The 20,018-nt window shown below is 43.1% G+C and carries 16 protein-coding genes; 6 read left to right on the forward strand and 10 right to left on the reverse strand.

The features are described from left to right. Positions 1 to 44 precede the first annotated feature (44 nt). The 3 genes from glgA to topA form a co-directional block, all read right to left on the reverse strand. On the reverse strand, positions 45 to 1,502 hold the full coding sequence (glgA, locus tag R7Z49_RS13380) for a glycogen synthase GlgA (RefSeq protein WP_318111739.1): 1,458 nt from the start codon (positions 1,500 to 1,502) through the stop codon (positions 45 to 47). Next, complete coding sequence (gene glgC, locus R7Z49_RS13385; protein WP_005390714.1) at positions 1,492 to 2,709, reverse strand: glucose-1-phosphate adenylyltransferase; 1,218 nt, start codon at positions 2,707 to 2,709, stop codon at positions 1,492 to 1,494. The genes glgA and glgC overlap by 11 nt, the downstream gene beginning before the upstream one ends. Before the next feature lie 610 nt (positions 2,710 to 3,319). Continuing rightward, positions 3,320 to 5,950, reverse strand: a complete 2,631-nt coding sequence (topA, locus tag R7Z49_RS13390; protein ID WP_182032615.1) for a type I DNA topoisomerase — start codon at positions 5,948 to 5,950, stop codon at positions 3,320 to 3,322. A gap of 437 nt (positions 5,951 to 6,387) precedes the next feature. Between topA and R7Z49_RS13395 the strand changes: the two genes are divergently transcribed. Further along, complete coding sequence (locus R7Z49_RS13395) at positions 6,388 to 6,636, forward strand: YciN family protein (RefSeq protein ID WP_005387884.1); 249 nt, start codon at positions 6,388 to 6,390, stop codon at positions 6,634 to 6,636. A 63-nt stretch (positions 6,637 to 6,699) separates the two neighbouring features. Here R7Z49_RS13395 and aroA read toward each other — a convergent pair whose 3' ends face one another. Continuing rightward, positions 6,700 to 7,980, reverse strand: coding sequence for a 3-phosphoshikimate 1-carboxyvinyltransferase (aroA, locus tag R7Z49_RS13400; RefSeq protein WP_046874732.1), 1,281 nt, complete (start codon positions 7,978 to 7,980; stop codon positions 6,700 to 6,702). 290 nt (positions 7,981 to 8,270) lie between these two features. After that, positions 8,271 to 8,747 (reverse strand): glycine zipper 2TM domain-containing protein, encoded by a 477-nt coding sequence (locus R7Z49_RS13405; RefSeq protein WP_005390705.1) that lies wholly within the window; start codon positions 8,745 to 8,747, stop codon positions 8,271 to 8,273. A 39-nt stretch (positions 8,748 to 8,786) separates the two neighbouring features. Here R7Z49_RS13405 and aat point away from each other — a divergent pair, with 39 nt between their 5' ends. The 3 genes from aat (at position 8,787) to infA (ending at position 10,492) form a co-directional block, all read left to right on the forward strand. After that, positions 8,787 to 9,494, forward strand: a complete 708-nt coding sequence (gene aat, locus R7Z49_RS13410; RefSeq protein ID WP_005390703.1) for a leucyl/phenylalanyl-tRNA--protein transferase — start codon at positions 8,787 to 8,789, stop codon at positions 9,492 to 9,494. Next, positions 9,491 to 10,192 carry an arginyltransferase gene (locus R7Z49_RS13415; protein ID WP_134646945.1) on the forward strand — a complete coding sequence of 234 codons (702 nt, stop codon included), beginning with the start codon at positions 9,491 to 9,493 and terminating at the stop codon, positions 10,190 to 10,192. Before aat ends, R7Z49_RS13415 begins: the two co-directional genes overlap by 4 nt. An 81-nt stretch (positions 10,193 to 10,273) precedes the next feature. Next, positions 10,274 to 10,492 (forward strand): translation initiation factor IF-1, encoded by a 219-nt coding sequence (gene infA / locus R7Z49_RS13420; RefSeq protein ID WP_001040192.1) that lies wholly within the window; start codon positions 10,274 to 10,276, stop codon positions 10,490 to 10,492. Positions 10,493 to 10,627: 135 nt separating this feature from the next. On the opposite strand, the gene clpA is transcribed toward infA, so the two are convergent. Together clpA and clpS are read right to left on the reverse strand one after the other, a co-directional pair. Continuing rightward, positions 10,628 to 12,895 carry an ATP-dependent Clp protease ATP-binding subunit ClpA gene (clpA, locus tag R7Z49_RS13425; RefSeq protein ID WP_318075762.1) on the reverse strand — a complete coding sequence of 756 codons (2,268 nt, stop codon included), beginning with the start codon at positions 12,893 to 12,895 and terminating at the stop codon, positions 10,628 to 10,630. 50 nt (positions 12,896 to 12,945) lie between these two features. Next, entirely contained in the window at positions 12,946 to 13,266 is a 321-nt protein-coding gene (gene clpS / locus R7Z49_RS13430; RefSeq protein ID WP_031780157.1) for an ATP-dependent Clp protease adapter ClpS, read from the reverse strand. A gap of 704 nt (positions 13,267 to 13,970) precedes the next feature. Between clpS and cspD the strand changes: the two genes are divergently transcribed. Then, positions 13,971 to 14,189, forward strand: coding sequence for a cold shock domain-containing protein CspD (gene cspD / locus R7Z49_RS13435; protein ID WP_005378407.1), 219 nt, complete (start codon positions 13,971 to 13,973; stop codon positions 14,187 to 14,189). A 187-nt stretch (positions 14,190 to 14,376) separates the two neighbouring features. On the opposite strand, the gene R7Z49_RS13440 is transcribed toward cspD, so the two are convergent. Next, positions 14,377 to 16,602 (reverse strand): NADP-dependent isocitrate dehydrogenase, encoded by a 2,226-nt coding sequence (locus tag R7Z49_RS13440; protein WP_053807162.1) that lies wholly within the window; start codon positions 16,600 to 16,602, stop codon positions 14,377 to 14,379. Positions 16,603 to 16,913: 311 nt separating this feature from the next. On the opposite strand from R7Z49_RS13440, the gene R7Z49_RS13445 reads away from it, so the two are divergent. Further along, positions 16,914 to 17,615: a pseudouridine synthase gene (locus R7Z49_RS13445; RefSeq protein ID WP_318075761.1), complete on the forward strand. Its 702-nt coding sequence runs from the start codon at positions 16,914 to 16,916 to the stop codon at positions 17,613 to 17,615. A gap of 70 nt (positions 17,616 to 17,685) precedes the next feature. Here R7Z49_RS13445 and R7Z49_RS13450 read toward each other — a convergent pair whose 3' ends face one another. Both R7Z49_RS13450 and R7Z49_RS13455 read right to left on the reverse strand, forming a co-directional pair. Then, positions 17,686 to 18,351, reverse strand: coding sequence for a DUF2057 domain-containing protein (locus R7Z49_RS13450; protein WP_318075760.1), 666 nt, complete (start codon positions 18,349 to 18,351; stop codon positions 17,686 to 17,688). A gap of 264 nt (positions 18,352 to 18,615) precedes the next feature. Beyond that, complete coding sequence (locus R7Z49_RS13455) at positions 18,616 to 19,620, reverse strand: porin (RefSeq protein WP_005390692.1); 1,005 nt, start codon at positions 19,618 to 19,620, stop codon at positions 18,616 to 18,618. Between the last annotated feature and the right edge of the window lie 398 nt (positions 19,621 to 20,018).

Here is a 20,018-nt window from a genome sequence, read left to right on the forward strand (position 1 = left end):
ATAATAAAGGCACCTCATTCGGTGCCTTTCGTTACAATTTTAAGTCAATTTAACGCCGAATTGTAAAGTTGCAAATAAGCTTCTGCGGCCTTTTGCCAACAAAAATCTTGTTGCATCGCGTGCAACTGTACTTTATTCACTTCAGGTTCGTTTTGAGCATAGAGCAACAGTGCCCTTAGCATCGTTAACAACAATGCCTGCGGTGTCGGTTCAAAAAAGACAAACCCCGTCGCTTCAGAAGGGTTCACATCATAATCGTTGACGCTGTCTTTTAAACCACCGACACCACGTACTATCGGTAATGTCCCATAAGCCATACTATAGATTTGGTTTAAACCACATGGTTCAAACTCAGAAGGCATCAGAAAGAAATCAGAACCCGCTTCAACGATATGCGCAAGTTCATTATCATAAGCTTCTACGAAGACAAATTTACTAGAAAACTGTGCAGCAACCTCTTCTAGCTGAGCGGCTAGTACAGGGTCTCCGGTCCCAACGACAACTAGTTGAACATCGTGCTTCAAAAAATCGGCCAAAGCAGGCAACAAGTAATGCACACCTTTTTGCTGGGTCAACCGACAAACCATACCGAACATGGCTACATCTTTTTCAGGCAAATTTAGCCGCAGTTGTAATGCTTGTTTACACGCTTTCTTGCCTTGCGTCATACTTTGTTGGTCAGCGCAGTAATTAACTGGCAAGTAAGTATCCGTTTCCGGGTTCCAAGCACTGTAATCACAACCGTTCAAAATACCAACTAAGTCCTGCGCGCGTTGCTGAAACTCCCAAGCCATTCCATGACTGCCAAGCTCTGTTTTGAGTTCCTCTGCGTACGTAGGGCTGACCGCGTTTATCTTATCGGCATTCATTACACCAGCTTTAAGCATAGTAATATGCGTTGCACTCACCGCAGCATCGGGAACGTTTCGACAATGAAACTCTGGCAAGCACTGCACGTCTTCATAACTAAATACGCCTTTAAAAACCGCATTATGTATAGAAATGACACTTTTAGTATGAGCAAAAAACGGATCATTGCCATACCTGTGCTTGAGCAAAAATGGAACAAGACCAGTGTGCCAATCGTTCGCGTGTATGATATCTGGCTGAAAAGCAAGCTTCGGCAACATGTCTAAACACGCTGCACTAAAAAACGCAAAGCGCTCACCGTTATCGGTATACGCTTGGTTGTTCTCCGCATACATCGATGGTCGATTGAAATACGGCTGACAATCAATCAGATAAACAGGATTTTGACCTAGCATGAGCCGCAGAACTCGATACTCCGTATGCGGCCATGATGTTAGTTCTGTTTCTAATACAACTTCTGCGTCAACGAGTTTATCAATACTGCTGTACGCAGGGATGGTAATTCTTACGTCTTGCTGTAGGTTTTGAAGGGCTTCCGGTAGTGCCTTGGCAACGTCTGCCAAGCCACCACTTTTAATGAGACCTTCGACCTCAGAAGCTACAAACAGAATAGATAAGTTGTTAGTAGCCAACTCGAGCTCCTTTCGGAATAACAACAATGCCCTCCTCAGACACGTGGAAGTGTTTTTTATCTTCTTGAAGATTCACACCAATCTGAGTACCAGGGGCAATATCGGCATCCTTATCGACAATCACACGACGTAAAACACAGCCTTCGCCAATTTTCACGTCACCAAGAAGGATACATTCGCTGATATCGCAAGCAGATGCAATATTACTGCGGAACCCAAGCACCGACTTTTCTATTCTTGAGCCTCTGACGTAACTGCCATTACATACCAAACTGTCGATGATCTGAACACGGCCATTATCAGAGTCTGTAAATGTCGCTGGCGGCAATGGAGGATAATAAGTATGCAGCGGCCATTTACGGTTATATAGTGAAAACGGTGCGTCTTTTTCTAGCAGATCCATGTGCGCTTCCCAGTACGCATCAATGGTTCCCACGTCACGCCAGTACACCTCTTCTCTTTCACCGCTGATTTTGTTAGTACTGAAGTCATACACGAACACGTCACCTCGAGGGAACATCTTAGGAATAATGTCCTTCCCAAAATCATGTGATGAAGCTTCATTATCCGCATCTTCAACCAACTCAGAGAATAACACCTGAGCCTCAAAAACGTAGTTACCCATTGAAACTAAAGCGTAATCAGGATCGCCAGGAATTGACTTCGGGTTTGCTGGTTTCTCTTCAAAGCCTATCATGCGACCTTCACTGTCCACTTCGATAACCCCAAATTGCGACGCCTCTTTTAGTGGCATACGCAATGCAGATACCGTCAGAGAAGCCTGCTTTTCTGAATGGAAGTTCAGCATTTGTTTGATATCCATCTTATAGATATGGTCAGAGCCAAAAATACAAACTTGCTCTGGTTCCTCTAATTCCATAAAACGGAGATTTTGATAGATCGCGTCTGCCGTTCCTTCGTACCAACGCTTACCAGTGCGCATTTGAGCAGGAATAGGATCGATAAAGCGGTCAGTGATGCCATTAATGTTCCAGCCCTTTTTTAAATGATGGAACAAAGATTGAGATTTAAATTGGGTGAGGACGTAAATGCGCATTAAATCCGCATTTACAAAATTGTTTAGAGCAAAATCGATCAATCGATAGCTACCACCAAACGGTACCGAAGGTTTACTACGAGATTCTGTTAAAGGTCTCAAACGAGAGCCTTCACCGCCAGCAAGAATCATTCCCAAAACACCAGCCATTTGTTGTTCTCCATATCGTTATAGCTTGGATTTGGTACTCGCTTGAATGAGTCATACTCGGGGAGTCAAGCGAATACATTTAGTAACCGTATCAGGAGTTTCTTTGAACTCTTACAACACGATAAAAAAGCTACGGCACTTCCAGTATGCAACGTCCACTCTTTTCTTATTTTTCGACGCAAAATGCACACAGTTGCACTAATTCTTGTAATAAATTATCTAAGCAGGTTCTAAATTACAATTTTTAATACGCCATTCTGTGTTCCATACAGTTCTTGCTTACTCAAGACGATATCTAGATCACACACGCAAAAGCAAACGATTACATTATGAAAACAATTTACGAACGGATTCACTACACGACCGACTTTTTGAGCTTAATATATAACAAATATATGAACGCAAAATGAAAGTTACGACGAATGTTTTTTACATAAAAAATACGTTCGCTACTAATAAATCGTGACTCTGGTGTTTTCTAGCGACAATGGTGCTTGTTAAAGTGAGGAAAGGTCGATTATAGGAAGAATGCGCAGGGGAAAACTGTCGGCCCCTACGCAAAAAAGGCAGCGATATCGCTGCCTTTTTACATTACCTTAATGGTGCATTTTTATGCTTTCGCTTTTTTACGCTTATCTGTGACTTCCCACTTACCTTCAACAAAGAGCGCTGTCCAACCAGATGGTTTGCCGTTCTCTTCCGAACGAACGTAGTTCTCTTTTGTTTTGCGACTAAAGCGTACAACTGCAGGACGACCATCAGGATCTTCTTGCGGTGCGGTCGCTAGGTATTTGAACTTCTCAGGTAAACGCTCTTCAAAACGTGCCAGTTCAGCAACCAAAGGAGCACGTGTCTCGCGCGATTTCGGGAAGTTGCTTGCCGCCATAAATAGACCTGAAGCACCATCACGAAGTACGAAATACGCATCTGAGTTTTCACATGGTAACTCGGGGAAATGAACAGGATCTTCTTTCGGTGGCGCGACTTCGCCATTCTTCAGAATCTTACGAGTGTTCTTACACGTTTCACTCGTACAGTCCATGTATTTACCAAAGCGACCGTTCTTAAGCACCATATCTGAGCCACATTTGTCACATTCAACAACTGGACCATCATAGCCTTTGACTTTGAACTCACCGTATTCAACAAGGTAGCCTTCACAATTCGGGTTATTACCACAAACATGCATCTTACGCTTGTCATCAATCAGGTATGCATCCATCGCCGTTTCACAGATCGGACAACGCTTTTTAGCACGAAGCGCGGCCGTTTCAACGTCTTCTTCTAGAACGTTAATAATACCTTCTTCGTCACCCAAGTTGATGGTTGTCTTACAACGCTCTTTTGGTGGTAACGCGTAACCAGAACAGCCTAAGAACACACCTGTCGAAGCAGTACGGATACCCATTGGACGGCTACACGTCGGACACTCGATATCCGTCATGACGATGTGGTTTAACTTCATACCGCCTTCTGACTCATCCAGCTCCGCTTTTTCAAGATCGCCAGTAAAATCAGCAAAGAAGCTGTCTAACACAGCTTTCCAGTTCACTTCACCTTCAGCGATTTGGTCCAATTTCTGTTCCATACGCGCAGTAAAGTCGTAGTTCATCAAATCGTTAAAGCTGTCATCAAGGCGGTCAGTAACAATTTCACCCATTTTTTCAGCGTAGAAACGGCGCTGATCAACTTTCACGTAACCACGATCTTGAATCGTAGAAATGATCGATGCGTAAGTCGACGGACGACCAATGCCTCGTTTCTCCAGCTCTTTAACCAGTGCTGCTTCAGTGTAGCGCGCAGGTGGCTTTGTAAAGTGCTGTTTAGGGTCAAGTGACTCTAAGCTTAGCTTATCGCCAAGTTGTACCGCAGGAAGGATTGTATCCTCGTTTTTGCCCATTGGACGTTGTACACGAGTCCAGCCGTCAAATTTAAGGATACGGCCTTTCGCTTTAAGCGTGTATTCTGCCGCTTTTACACTGATGGTTGTTGAATCGTATTCTGCTGGCGTCATTTGACACGCGACAAACTGATTCCAAATCAAAGCGTAAAGTTTGTGCGCATCAGCATCGACACCTTGCAGGTCTTTCGCTTTAACACCCACATTTGAAGGACGGATCGCTTCGTGCGCTTCCTGTGCCCCTTCTTTACTGCCATACGTCAGCGGTTTCGCTGGTAAGTACTTATCACCAAACTCAGAACCAATAAAGTCACGTACAGCGTCCACAGCCTCGGCACTTAGGTTAGTCGAGTCCGTACGCATATAAGTGATGTAACCGGCCTCATAGAGGCGCTGAGCTAGCATCATGGTCTTTTTCACGCCGTAGCCAAGACGTGTACTCGCTGCCTGTTGAAGCGTAGAGGTGATGTAAGGTGCTGAAGGCTTGCTCTTCGTCGGGCGATCTTCACGCTTACATACTTCGTAACTTGCATTCTCAAGCACAGACATCGCTGCTTTGGTTTCTGCCTCATTAACTGGCTTAAACGCAGAACCATCTTTCTGAGCAACAAGTAGTTTAAAGTCCGCTTTGTCTTTCGTTTTCGTATTCGCATGAATATCCCAGAACTCTTCTGGTACAAACGCGTTAATCTCACGCTCACGCTCAACTAATAGTTTCACCGCAACAGACTGCACGCGACCAGCAGATAAACCACGAGCCACTTTCTTCCAAAGTAAAGGTGAAACCATAAAACCAACGACACGGTCCATGAAGCGACGCGCTTGTTGGGCATTAACACCATCCATGTTCAGCTCACCAGGTGTCTGGAAAGCTTGTTGGATCGCGTTTTTCGTAATTTCGTTAAAAACTACACGTTTGTATCGCTCTTCATCGCCACCGATGATCTCACGAAGGTGCCATGCGATTGCTTCCCCTTCGCGGTCCAAGTCGGTTGCGAGATAAACGCAATCTGCGTCTTTGGCGAGTTTTTGTAGTTCGTTGACAACTTTTTCTTTGCCTGGAAGGATTTGGTAATTCGCTTCCCAGTCATGATATGGGTTAATCCCCATTTTTTTGATCAACGCTTTGCGGTCTTTCTCTTTTTTAACGCGCGCTTTCTCTTCCGGACTCATCCCTTTTGTTGAGATGGCTGCGGCTTTTTTCTCACCAGTGCTTTGACCGGCCGTAGGCAGATCACGCACATGACCAACACTAGACTTAACAATAAAGTCTTTACCAAGATACTTATTTATCGTCTTTGCCTTGGCTGGTGACTCCACTATAACGAGTGATTTACCCATAACTGACTCTAACGTCCTTCATAATAATGCGGGTAGAAACCCTCTTTAAAGGCCACCCGCATAATGTTCTATTTCATTGCTTCTTTTTTTACTATTGTGCGAGATGAAAAGAAGATCAACTGCTTTTTTGAAATTCAGATCCGATTGGTTGACAATTCATCGTCTTTATACTTCAAAGAGACAGGGTTCTGAAAGGTATTGAGCGGCATATCTAAACAGGCAAACTTAGCATCCGCTAATCCAATGCAATAAATTTTGTTACGCATCACAAAATAGTTTCGTTCAGTGGCTCTGTCATATCCTCCAACTAATCATACTTACACTCTAAAAATTGATCTGTTTAGGCTAAGTGAACGATTGACTGAATTAATCATGCAAACCCATTTTAGTTGTAGGTATACTCAGCGTTCTCAACTGAAATGAATGGTAGAAAAAGTATGTCTGATAGAACGTTTATCGAAGAGTTCGACCTTCTTTTGATCGCTAACCAAATCATCCAAGAACACGATGATTACATCGAAGGGATGCGAGCAACAAGCGTAGAAGAAAAAGAAGGTGTTTTAGTTTTTAAAGGTGAATACTTCCTTGATGACAAAGGTTTACCAACTTCAAATACGACTGCAGTATTCAATATGTTCAAATACTTAGCGCATCACCTTTCCAAGGAATTTACGCTGGTTAAATAGTAGCGGAAAACAAAAAAGCCAGAGTGTTATTCGCTCTGGCTTTCCTGTTTCAGGTCAGAATATTTAGCAGCTTAAAGCCTTAAGTTTGTCGAAGTAGTCAGGGAATGTTTTCGACGTACACTTTGGATCGTTAATCGTCACAGGCGTATCACTAAGTGCCACCAGAGAAAAACACATCGCCATTCGATGATCATCGTAAGTATCAATTGCAGCATGCTTTAACTGAGAGACAGGTTTGACAATGATGTAGTCTTCCCCTTCTTCCACTTCCGCACCAACTTTACGTAATTCCGTCGCCATAGCTGACAAACGGTCTGTTTCTTTTACACGCCAGTTATAAACGTTACGAATAGCAGTAGTGCCTTCGGCAAATAGCGCTGTTGTCGCGATGGTCATTGCAGCATCAGGGATATGGTTGTAATCCATATCGATGCCTTTCAATTGACCAACACGTGAAATTACGTAGTCATCACCCCATTCAATTTCTGCACCCATTTTTTCAAGCGCATCAGCAAATTGAATATCACCTTGAATGCTGTTTTTACCGATACCCGTCACTTTAACTTCTCCGCCTTTGATGGCTGCCGCCGCCAAGAAGTAAGAAGCAGAAGACGCGTCACCTTCAACCAAGAAATCACCTGGAGCGATGTATTGCTGACCGGCAGGAATCACAAACTCTTGATAGTCGTTGTTGATCACATCGACCCCAAACTGCTTCATGATATGCAGGGTGATATCGATATAAGGCTTAGAAACCAACTCGCCTTCGATGTTGATGCGAATTTCACCTTCAGCCAATGGCGCAGACATTAAGAAAGCGGTCAAGAACTGACTCGAAATAGATCCATCGATAGAAACTGTACCTGCTTTTAGGCCAGTACCGACTATTTTGAGAGGCGGAAAGTTCTCGTTTTCCATGTACTCAACGTTCGCACCAGCATCTTTCAGTGCCGTGACAAGGTGACCAATTGGACGCTCTTTCATACGAGGTTCGCCCGTCAGTACATACTCCCCTTCTCCAAGACAAAGAGCCGCAGCTAATGGTCGCATCGCAGTGCCAGCATTACCGAGAAATAATTCTACCGGCTCTGAGACAGAAAACGGACGCCCAAGGCCTTCAACGAGACATTCTGTTTTATCTTCGGAAAGTTGGTATTGAACGCCGAGTTTAGTCAGCGCATTCAGCATATGACGGATATCATCACTGTCGAGGAGATTAGTAAGGCGAGTTCTGCCTTTAGCAAGAGCAGCAAGTAAAAGAGCTCGATTAGAAACGCTTTTAGAGCCAGGAAGATTCACTTCCCCTTGAATTTTATTGATAGGTTGTAACGTTAGGCTTTCCATTAAAAGTTGATAATCCTTTGTGCCCTCAACATACGATTTTTTATGAGAGCTAAACAATTCTTCGTGAATTCAGACTACCCAAAAAAACACGACAAAACCAGAGCAAATCGGCGCTAATTTATGAATATACTCAAGTAGCCTAAAGATGCAGAATTAAAGGCATTGCCAGCGATGTAAATAAGAGCGAAAGAGGCGCGACGAAACAGCAAGCTATTTCGATTTTATTTGACGATAAGCCTGCCCTACTGTGCATGCCTGGTTAGGCTACCTTAGGTTAAAATAACGTAGGATTAATAAGCGATATCAACCCTGACTCCATCATCAAAATATAAGATACGAACTTCATCCCCTCGACTAAATAGCATATTTTTATCAACATCTTGGATAACATTAATCAGCTTGTCGCCCTTCACTTTAATGAGTAGCTCAACTAACTTATATTCAACCGTGTATTGGTAATTACTTTGATTTTGTGCAACCGCTGCACCTGCAAGTGCACCCACTGCCGTCGCAACTTCTCTTCCCGTACCGCCACCAAATTGATTGCCGACTAAACCGCCTATTGTGGCACCAAGTAGCGTTTTCCAACCATTATTTTTCGATTGAACGACCTCTTGCTGAGTAATATAACGGACAGAGTCAATCTTCCCATACACCACTTCATTTACCGGCTTGGCAACATTTCTTTCATATGCTGCGTTGGCGGCAAGTGGGAAAAACAGTATGATCCAAAGCCATACTTTCACAATATTTCTTGACCAGGTCATCATAAACTCCTCTGACTCTAATGTTGGTAACGACTTCTTATGGCTATTTATTTAACTGAACTCGATGATACGTTCAACTTTCCCTCACCGTATAAAGCACTCAGCGATCCCAATGGTTTGCTTGCTTTTGGCGGTGACTTAGATCCCATGAGAATCCTCAATGGTTACTATCAAGGCATTTTCCCTTGGTATGGTCCTGGAGAACCTATTCTATGGTGGAGCCCTTCCCCACGCGCTGTTTTTGATCCCTTAGCGTTTAAACCGTCTAAAAGTCTCAAAAAATTTCAGCGTAAACATAACTATAAAGTAACGCTCAATTTCGCGACAGAAGAAGTGATTAGACTATGTTCATCAACACGTCCTGCAGAGGAAACTTGGCTCAACGAGGACATGCAAGCGTCTTATATTGAGTTAGCTAAACTTGGTCACTGTCACTCTGTAGAAGTATGGCATGACAACGAGCTCATTGGGGGACTATATGGCATCTGCGTTGGTCAACTTTTTTGCGGAGAGTCGATGTTTAGCCTAAAAGATAACGCATCTAAAATTGCATTGTGGTACTTATGCAACCATTTGGCGTCAAAGCAAGGTCAATTAATCGATTGTCAGGTTATGAACTCGCACTTGGCATCACTTGGCGCATTTGAACTAGAGCGTAACGAGTTTATGCAAAAACTACTATCTTTAAGAGAAAAACAAACACTATTTGATACCTATAAGCCCCAAGTTTTGCAGGATTCAGTATGAGTACGGATATACAACATATTCGAATTGGATTAACGAATAATCACCCTTGCAGTTACTTGCCTGAACGGCAAGAGCGTGTGGCGGTGGCACTTGATGCAGGGCTGCATACTAAAGAAAACTATCAACTGCTGATGGCCAACGGCTTTCGTCGTAGCGGAGATACCATATATAAACCGCACTGTGAGCATTGTAATGCTTGTCAGCCAATTCGAGTCTCGATTCCGGACGTGACGCTATCAAAAAGCCAGAAGAGGCTGCTCAGTAAAGCACAGTTTTTACGCTGGGAAATGAAACCTGAAATGGATGAGGAATGGTTTGAGCTTTACAGTCGGTACATCTGCAAACGGCATAAAAACGGCACTATGTACCCACCAAAGCGTGATGAGTTTTCTCGGTTTGCCCAAACCAGCTGGTTGACCACTTCATTTTTACATATTTACGATGAGTCAAATCAATTACTCGCCATTGCGGTAACGGATGTAATGACTCAATGTTCGAGTGCGTTTTATACTTTTTTTGACCCTGACTACCCGTTATCTCTTGGCACTTTGGCAGTGCTCTATCAAATAAAATACTGCCAAGAAAACAAACAACAGTGGCTTTATTTGGGTTATCAGATTGATGAGTGTCCAGCAATGAACTACAAAACACGCTTTCAACGCCACCAAAGGCTAGTAAATCAGCGTTGGCGAGGGTAGAATACGCCTCAACTTTACATAATTACTATTTAGCGGCAGAATATAGCCCGCTAATATTGCCTAATTTCTAAAGAGGATTAAATGGCTAAAGAAGACGTAATCGAGATGCAAGGCACGGTCCTTGACACTCTACCAAACACTATGTTCCGTGTTGAACTTGAAAACGGTCACGTTGTGACTGCTCACATCTCTGGCAAGATGCGTAAGAACTACATCCGTATCCTAACGGGTGACAAAGTAACTGTAGAGATGACTCCATACGACCTGTCAAAAGGCCGCATCGTCTTCCGCGCTCGTTAATCTCTGATTTTCGGATGCAATAAAAAACGGAGCAGTTTGCTCCGTTTTTTATTGCATGATTTTTATTTCCGAGTAGGTTCAGACAAACAAAAAGCGCACGATAAAATCGTGCGCTTTTACTTCCCTACGGAGCAATTAATGCATCGCAGCCTCTTTCTCACTCAAATATTCAAATTTAAGTGTGTCGTTTACTAGCGTTACTTTCACAGTGCCGCCGTCGACTAGAGAGCCAAACAACAATTCATTAGCCAAAGGTTTCTTAAGTTGCTCTTGGATAACACGTCCCATTGGGCGAGCACCCATCGCCTTATCATAACCTTTATTCGCTAACCAATGGCGTGCATCTTGCGATACCTCCATTGATACGCCACGAGCATCAAGTTGCACCTGCAGTTCAACAATAAACTTATCAACAACTTGATGGATAACGCTTTCATCAAGGCTGTTAAACCAGATGATGTTATCAAGACGGTTACGGAACTCAGGAGTGAACACCTTCTTAATTTCCGCCATCACATCGTGACTGTTGTCTTGCTGAATCAAACCAATTGATTTCTTCTCAGTTTCAGCCACACCCGCGTTGGTTGTCATAACGAGGATGACATTACGGAAGTCTGCTTTACGACCGTTGTTGTCCGTTAGCGTACCATTATCCATCACTTGCAATAGCAAATTAAAGATATCTGGATGCGCTTTCTCAATCTCATCAAGCAATACTACTGAATGTGGGTGCTTGATAACAGCGTCTGTCAGCAAACCACCTTGGTCGTAACCGACATAACCAGGAGGCGCACCAATTAAGCGACTCACGGAGTGACGCTCACCATATTCCGACATATCAAAACGAAGTAGCTCGATCCCTAGAAGCTTAGATAGCTGCACCGTCACCTCTGTTTTACCCACCCCAGTAGGGCCAGCAAACAAGAATGAACCAACTGGTTTGTTATCCACGCCCAAACCTGCACGTGTCAGCTTGATCGCTTCGGATAATGCATCAATCGCATTATCTTGACCAAATACCAACATCTTCATCTTGCTATCTAGGTTCTTCAAGATGTCTTTATCTGAAGAAGAAACCGACTTCTCTGGGATTCGTGCCATCTTGGCAACCATCGCTTCGATATCGGCAACACCAACCGTTTTCTTACGGCGGCTTGCAGGAGCAAGACGACTGCGAGCGCCAGCTTCATCAATGACATCAATGGCTTTATCTGGTAAATGACGTTCATTGATGTATTTCGCCGAAAGTTCTACCGCGGCACGCAGTGCTTTATTGGTGTAACGTACTTCATGATGTGCTTCGTACTTCGGCTTCAAGCCCATCAAGATTTTAGTTGTGTCATCCAGAGAAGGTTCTACAACGTCAATCTTTTGGAAGCGACGGGACAACGCACGCTCTTTCTCGAAAATGTTGCTGTATTCTTGGTATGTAGTCGAGCCGATACAACGCAACTTACCGCTACTTAGTAGAGGTTTGATAAGGTTTGCGGCATCAACTTGACCACCAGAAGCCGCACCCGCACCGATGATTGTGTGTATCTCATCGATGAACAAAATTGCATCTTCTTCTTTTTCAAGCTGTTTCAAAATCGCCTTGAAGCGTTTTTCAAAATCACCACGGTACTTAGTACCAGCCAATAGAGAACCAATATCCAATGAGTAAATCACGCTGTTTTGAATAACTTCCGGGACCTGCCCTTCTACAATTCGCCAAGCAAGACCTTCTGCGATGGCTGTTTTACCTACCCCGGCTTCACCCACTAATAATGGGTTATTCTTGCGGCGGCGGCAAAGTACTTGAATAGTGCGCTCTAGCTCTTTATCGCGACCAATCAGTGGATCGATATTGCCATCTTTAGCGACCTGATTAAGGTTAGTCGCAAAGCTTTCCAAACGTTCTTCAGAATTCGGCTCTTCGACACTCTCTGAACTGAACGAATCTGATGATGGGTCTTCGCTTGCACCTGACGCTTTAGTAATACCATGGGAGATAAAGTTAACAATATCTAATCGGGAGATGTCGTTTTTCTTCAGTAGGTAGGCGGCATGCGACTCTTGCTCACTGAAGATCGCCACAAGCACGTTTGCACCTGTTACTTCGTTGCGGCCAGACGACTGTACATGAAAGACGGCGCGTTGTAGCACACGTTGAAAACTCAAAGTCGGCTGGGTTTCACGCGTCTCATCACTGTCTGGGATAAGAGGCGTAGTTTGATCGATGAATATATCGAGTTCGTTACGTAAAGCGTCAAGATCCGCTTTACAAGCTAAAAGGGCTTCCTTAGCTGCATCATTTTCCAATAATGCAAGTAGGAGGTGTTCGACAGTCATAAACTCGTGGCGTTTATCTCGCGCCCGAGCAAATGCACCGTTAAGGCTTGACTCTAGTTCTTTATTTAGCATAAGTACCTCCCGAAAAAACAACTTGGGTTGTTCGAGCAAGTCTTCTTTGTTTACGCTTGCTCCATAGTGCAAAGTAGCGGATGTTCATTTTCCCTTGCGTACATCGTAACTTGCGCTACTTTTGTTTCGGCAATTTCTGCACTGTATGTGCCACAGATTGCCTTTCCTTCATAGTGAATCTTGAGCATGATCTGAGTCGCTTTATCAATGTCATGTGAAAAGAATCGCTCAAGTACCTCTATGACGAAATCCATAGGTGTATAGTCATCATTATTTAGTACAACATTGTACAGCTTAGGTGGCTGAACTTTCGTACTTTCTCGCTCCAGAAGATCAGAGTCCGGAGTGACCCATTCAAAATTTTTACTCATGGCAATTCAAAGATATCGTATCAAAGGGTTGATGTTTTCGACCTATAAAAACAATCTACCACAAGCGTGCAGCGCGGTGTAGTGAGATATGGCACCGAATTCGATCTTTGATCGATAAAAGTTGCTACCTAATATAGAGACTAATGCAGGTCTTGAGGGGGCGCAAATAAAAGATGCTTGTCGATAAGTTACACATTTTTACTTATAAAATAACTTTCTTTTTACCCCCTCCGAGCTATTGCAAAACATCTCTCAGTCTTCTACCGAGATCACACTTCCTAACTGAGAATGGGGTAATTATCACGAAAACTTCATTTTTTATTCAGTTAGAGGATTCGTCTATCATAAGCAACACGAACAGTATGGTTTTTCCAGTGAATGCTACTTTGCAGGCTAATTGACCAAACTTCCGCGTATATACGAAAAACTGTTTGCAAATTTGTTAATCTCAAAAGTGATTTGTTTTCAATTATGTTTCTGTTTGTTGCTTAATGCTATTGACTGTCGGGATTCATTGACTACAGTGGAAAGTGTTGATGCATAAATCGTCATTTTGAATCCATTTGTTTTTAAGCAGCTTGGTGAATGTGATGTCTCATTGACTAGATGTTTGTTAGCGTTCGCTGACAATAGTAGTACCAGGTTAAAGGTATAACTTGGTTGTTGTAACAACTCAGTAAAAAATGCATGAGGGATGTAAAAGCATGGCTACAGGTACAGTAAAGTGGTTTAACAATGCCAAAGGATTTGGGTTTATTTGTTCAGATGAAGAAGAGGGAGATATCTTTGCCCACTACTCAACTATCCAGATGGACGGTTATCGTACACTGAAAGCAGGCCAACAAGTCTCATACGAGATTGAAAAAGGTCCCAAAGGCTGTCACGCGAGTAGCGTCGTGCCTCTTGAAGGTCAAGCCAAATAATTAGAGCGCTGTCGAAAAATAAAAATATTGCTCTCGAAACATCATTTTGATGTTCCGAAGAGAAAAATAAACCCGCCAAGATAGCGGGTTTCTTACTATTTGTAGCTTATGAAATGCAGATAGACCACATACAAAGTATTGATAAAATAAGAAACACGTCGAAAACGACGTGCTCTTTTCATCTATTTTACTTGTTAATGATCGCGTTAAAAGTTTCGCTTGGGCGCATCAACTTAGAAACCAATGCATCGTCTAGCAGGTAGTAACCGCCCAGCTCTCCTTTCACACCCTGTGCGTTGTTTAGCTCAGCGACGATTTTTTCTTCATGCTCTGACAACGCTTTCGCAATCGGTGCAAACTCAGCAGCGAGATCAGCATCGTCTGTTTGCTCGGCAAGTGCTTTCGCCCAGTAAAGTGCGAGGTAGAAATGACTACCGCGATTATCTAATTCGCCCACTTTACGTGATGGAGACTTGTTGGTATCTAAAAACTCACCAGTCGCTTTGTCTAGCGTATCCGCCAAAACTTGTGCTTTCGGGTTGTTTGCCACCACACTTAGATGTTCCAGGGATGCAGCTAGTGCTAAGAACTCACCTAAAGAATCCCAACGAAGGTGATTCTCTTTTTCTACTTGTTGAACATGCTTAGGAGCAGAACCACCAGCACCTGTTTCAAATAGACCACCGCCATTCATCAATGGAACGATAGATAGCATCTTAGCTGACGTGCCTAACTCTAGAATTGGGAACAGGTCTGTTAGGTAGTCACGAAGAACGTTACCCGTTACAGAGATAGTATCCAAACCCGCTTTCATACGCTCTAGCGAGTACTTACAAGCATCAACAGGAGATAGGATCTTAATCTCTAGACCGTCAGTATCGTGCTCTGGTAAGTAGGTATTTACTTTCTTAATGAGTTCAGCATCGTGCGCACGGTTTTCGTCTAGCCAGAATACGGCTGGAACACCTGTTGCACGTGCGCGAGTCACTGCTAGTTTAACCCAATCTTGGATTGGTGCGTCCTTCACCTGACACATACGGAAGATATCGCCTTCTTCAACCGCTTGCTCTAACAATACGTTACCCGCAGTATCAACAACGCGAACGGTACCCGCTGCATCTAGAATGAACGTCTTGTCGTGAGAACCATATTCTTCTGCCTTTTGAGCCATTAAGCCAACGTTAGGCACGCTACCCATAGTGGTCGGGTCAAATGCGCCGTGCTCTTTACAGAAATCAATCACCGCTTGGTAAATACCTGCGTAGCTACGATCTGGTATCATCGCTTTGGTGTCTTTTTGTTTACCATCTGGTCCCCACATTTGACCAGAAGAGCGAAGCATTGCTGGCATAGAAGCATCTACAATAATGTCGCTTGGTACATGTAAGTTTGTGATACCACGATCAGAGTCAACCATCGCAAGTTCTGGTTGAGTTTGGTAAACCGCTTGAATGGCCGCTTCAATTTCTGCTTTTTGCGCTTCAGGTAAAGACTCAATTTTTGAGTAAACATCACCGATGCCATTGTTTACATCAACGCCTAGCTCTTCAAACAGCTTGCCGTACTTATCGAAAACGTCTTTGTAGTAAACTTTTACTGCATGGCCGAAAATGACAGGGTCAGAAACTTTCATCATTGTCGCTTTCATATGAAGAGACAGCAGCACGTCTTGTGCTTTCGCTTCAGCAATCTCTTTCTCGAAAAATTCAACCAGCGCCTTCTTCTTCATCACTGAAGTGTCAATGACTTCTTTATCTAGTAATGGGAAAGCCGGCTTAAGCTCTTTAACTGTACCGTCATTACCGACGAACTCGATTTTGACCTCTGTTGCGCCAGAGATGGTTGTCGACTTTTCGCTCCCAAAGAAGTCGTTATCTGACATGCTCGCGACATGAGACTTAGACTCTGATGACCACGCACCCATTGAATGTGGATTTTTCTTCGCGTAGTTCTTAACCGAAGTTGGAGCACGACGGTCTGAGTTACCTTCACGAAGTACTGGGTTAACCGCACTACCTTTGATTTTGTCGTAAGCCGCTTTAATCGCTTTCTCTTCGTACGTGCTCGGTTCTTCTGGGTAGTTTGGTAAATCGTAACCTTTCGCCTGAAGCTCTTTAATCGCCGCTTTAAGCTGAGGAACTGAAGCTGAAATGTTAGGTAGCTTGATGATATTTGCTTCTGGAGTTTGAGCTAGTTCACCAAGCTCTGTCAACGCATCGCCAATGCGCTGTTCTTCTTTTAGATGCTCTGGGAAGTTAGCGATAATTCGACCTGCTAGTGAAATATCACGAGTATCTACATTGATGCCAGACGATGCTGTGAATGATTGAATGATTGGTAGTAATGAATAAGTTGCTAGCGCCGGCGCTTCATCAGTGATGGTGTAGATAATTGTAGGTTTTTCTGTAGGCATGAAATTTCCCTATTTTTTAATCAACTTGTTGGCTGATCAACTCAGCGTCTGAGTTGGTTTAATTGACGCATTGCTGCACGTTAGCAGTACATGTCTCCTCACTAACGCCACATGCGGTTCGCACTCTTTGTTGTAGTTTGAAGCTCTGGGCTCTGAATCCATGAGTGCACTGATATAATTAAACAAATAACACGAATTAGTCTATCATTCTGTGCGCGTTTGTTAGTTTTAGGCGCGCAAATCATATCCGATCATGAGAAAACTTAAAACTTTCAAACACAGTTCATTTACATTTTTGCAGGGTAGTTAACATGTCATCTCGTACAGGTCATGAAAAAGGTCGCGGTCGCAATCAATCCCAAACGGGCCGATTTAAACACTCAGGAGCTCGCAATAGCTCAAAGACTCGTACCCAAACAAACCGTCGCCCTGTTCGCTCAGCAAGAAACCAAAAGCCAAAAGTGGATCCAAAAGACCGTAAAGTCATTATATTCAACAAGCCTTACGATACGCTCAGTCAATTTACCGATGGCGATGGTCGCAAAACGTTAGCGGACTATATCCCAATCAAAGATGTCTATGCGGCTGGCCGATTGGACCGAGACAGCGAAGGTTTGATGGTACTCACTAACGATGGCATCTTGCAGGCGAAGCTAACGCAGCCAAAGTCAAAATCGCCGAAGACTTATTGGGTTCAAGTCGATGGCGCTCCTCAAGAGCAAGATCTTGAAAAATTGAGAAAGGGAGTAGAGCTAAAAGATGGCATGACCCTACCAGCCGAAGTTGAAGTGATTCCAGAACCACAAGTCTGGGATAGAACCCCTCCTGTTCGTTTTCGGGCAAATATCCCAACAACTTGGTTAGCCATTACCATTATTGAAGGAAGAAATCGCCAGGTGCGTCGCATGACTGCGCACATTGGCTTCCCAACGCTGCGTTTAGTTCGTTACTCGATGGGCGGCATTGTTCTTGACGATTTAAAGCCAGGGGAGTGGCGAGAAATAAAGCTCTAGGCTTAAACCTCAAAAAACATAATAGCAGGCAATCGCCTGCTTTTTTAGTTTTTGTCGTTACCAATAACGATTATTGTTGAGCAACCCACTTCTTGAATGCCTGACGTTCTTCGTCTGTCATTTCTAGGTAGGCAATCTTCGCTTTTGTTACGGGTGATTTTACTCTTTGCGCGCTTTTGCTGGTTACAATTTCAGCCGTCGCTGCTTGTAGCTCAGACAATTCGACTCTCTTGCCGTTTGCAAAGAAAACGCCATGAGCTTCATTGTACTCCGCTAGTTGCTCATCAAGGTTTGAATATGGGAACGCGCCTTTCTCACCTGGCATTTTATATTGCGAGTAATCAATAGACTTATCGTTGAAACTTACTTTCCAGTCCATTTTATCTTGCTCAAACAGCTTGTCTGCCTGACGTTTTTCTCTAAAAGGTGGCGCATCAATATAAAGCTCACCCGTGCCAGAACTAAAGCCAAGAATGTATGGTGCAGAGTAAACTTGAGTACGTTTATCACCACGCCCAATCGCTTTGTTTACTTTTACAACTACTTGGTTATAGCCATCAACAAGACCAAACGGTTCACTCAAATCATCCGCACTAACGCCATTTACAAATAACACTTGAACGCCTTGAGCGGTAGTTAGGGTTGCTGAAGTATCAGCTTTATTTGTTGTGTCTGCGTTCGCTGTTGTACCAAACAACCCAAGCACAAATGCTACTGTCCAAGCTTTTAGTCTCATATCCTAATAACCTTAAAATTCAATTAATTACATCAAAAGAGTTAAATATCGCTTACGATTCATCACAGTTTGAGGAAATCATTGCTGAAAAGCCAATCATTTCTACATCATTGACTGTAGATAACTGGTAAGCGCATTCAATTCTCAAAAATCTTCATGTACTCACTTGGTCAATGCTTTCAGGTGCCTAAGGAGATACAAGCTATTAATATAAAAAAGGCCGCAATAAATGCGACCTTTACTATATCTACTTAAGTTCTGCGATTAGAACGTGTAGTAAACACCAGCAACTACGATATCGCCTTCAGTTTTCATAGAAGCATCTTTGTTATCGTTTTCGCTTGCAGTGTATTCGATGAACGTTAGAACGTTACCAGTTACAGCGTAGTCAGCACCAAACGTGTAGTAAGATTGGTCGTGGTCGCCTTCGTACTCAGTGAAACCGAATGAAGTGTAAACGCGAGCTTCGTTCATTTGGTAAGCTGCTACTGCAGACCATGTATCTTGGTCAGCTTTGTTTAGCTCTTCAGCAACGTAGTTAACTGCAGCAGAGAAGTTGTCCATGTTGAAACGAACAGCTGCGCCCATTACTTGGTAGTCATCACCAGCAAGGTTACGGTTTTCTTGATCTTGGTAAGAAGCACCAACAGTGAACATTTCGTTGATTGCGTATTGTGCAGATAGACCGAATGCAGTATCGATTTTCTCGTCTTGATCTAAGTATGCATCAGCGATAACAGTTAGCTTATCGAAACTACCTTTAACAGAAACAGCGTGACCAGCACTTTCTTTTGATTTTACGAAGTCATCAACGTAGCCAAGACCTTCGTTAGTGTTGTCGATAGTGATTGCGTCCAGAGAATCACCAAAGTCACCAACTTCGCCAACAGCTACACCCCAGTTGTCACCGAAGTAAGCACCGAAGTAAAGATCATCTGTGCGTACACGTGCGTGTTCTCCGTCAATTTCACCAGTAAGTTTGTTGTCGTTATCGAAGAATTCACCGTTTTCTAGTTCAAATGAACCGAATACCTTAACGTCTTGGTTTAGTTTGTGTTCAGCATCGACTTGGACTTTAGCCCAAAGGTCAACGTCTACATCACGCTTAGTAGAAGTTTTACCGTTTTCTTTACGTTCAACAGTACTTACGTAAGTATCGATCTCACCTTTAAGGTTGAAAGAAGTTGTACCGTTGTCGTAGATGTTGCCTGCTGCTAGAGCAGACGTAGAGATGCCAGCTACTGCAAGAGCTACTAGAGTTTTTTTCATAATTAATCCACTGCCTTTTCTTAGTTCGGGATATCCTTGTCCGGTTCCCTTTTTTTATATGTTTGAGGTAGAGCGTTAACAAAACGTTATACAGCACCTCCTCAAAATCTGGAGCTAAGAGTGCAAAAGATTATTCTGGCTGTCAAATTTTCTAAATACCAATGTAAAAAAAACAAAATACCATTATAAAACAATAACTTGATAAGTTTACCTTTATTTATTCGACGAACATCTAACCAATCTCCATTATTATTTGTAATTTACAAAATTATTAACAAATGGTTTTTTAATCCAATAAGTAAATTTAAAAAAACAAAAAAAAGAATAAAAACCCACAAATCAGACCAAGTTGGAGTTTTATATTTTTCATATAATGAAATTAATTTCATTAAGATAAG

This window comes from Vibrio sp. 1562 (assembly GCF_033340155.1).
Taxonomy (GTDB): Bacteria; Pseudomonadota; Gammaproteobacteria; order Enterobacterales; family Vibrionaceae; genus Vibrio; species Vibrio alginolyticus.